The organism is Vibrio sp. 1288, assembly GCF_033344475.1.
Window position 1 is genome coordinate 1 of sequence record NZ_JAWPOX010000654.1, and the last position, 643, is coordinate 643.

At 51.3% G+C, this 643-nt stretch carries 1 protein-coding gene; it reads right to left on the reverse strand.

Annotated elements, in window-relative coordinates:
- The coding region (locus R8O11_RS28585; protein WP_318195041.1) for an endonuclease at positions 1 to 643 on the reverse strand (643 nt) is incomplete at both ends.

The following is a 643-nucleotide window of genomic DNA, read 5'->3' on the forward strand; positions in this document are numbered from 1 at the left end:
ACAGTGCGCGGCAAGCCTCTTGAACAAACGGGTTGTGGTTACCTTGTACTTTGGCGATGCGCTCGTCACGCTCACATTCCCATTTGTCTACCGGATAGGTTTTGTTCCAAGCACTCATTAGCTGAGTTTGTTGCTTGGAGAGTTTGAATCCGTACTCCTTGCTCATGTACAGGTAAGTACGTGCAATCGAGCCGCGAGCTCTGTCGGGTGGCATTACTTTGCGTTGCTTGAAGTTCACTTGCATGTCGCAGCGGCCATAGCTGACACCATCCATGCCGTTCCATTGGCTGAAGTTGAAGTTAGAACGGTCTCCGTTCACCTCACCAACCGCTGGGGTCAGGTTGTGTAAATCCGCTTCCATGAGTTTAAAAGCCGTGTCGTTGCGCGAACAGTTTTTGCGCCCACCGCTTTGCCAACACTGGAGCTGGTGGCCGAATTGCCAGGCAGGAACCACATGTTCCCATTCAATGCGAGCTGCGCGTTTTTCTTGTTTGCGAACTTGGTAACCGCAAGAGGCTAAGTCTGGAACGCCTTTTTTGCCTTGCCACTGGATATCACAACCGCAGTAAAAACTGCTTGGGTGGTCTTGATAGATTTTCACCGCTTCACGTTTGGCGGCAGAAAATGAGCTAGGAGGGGCAGA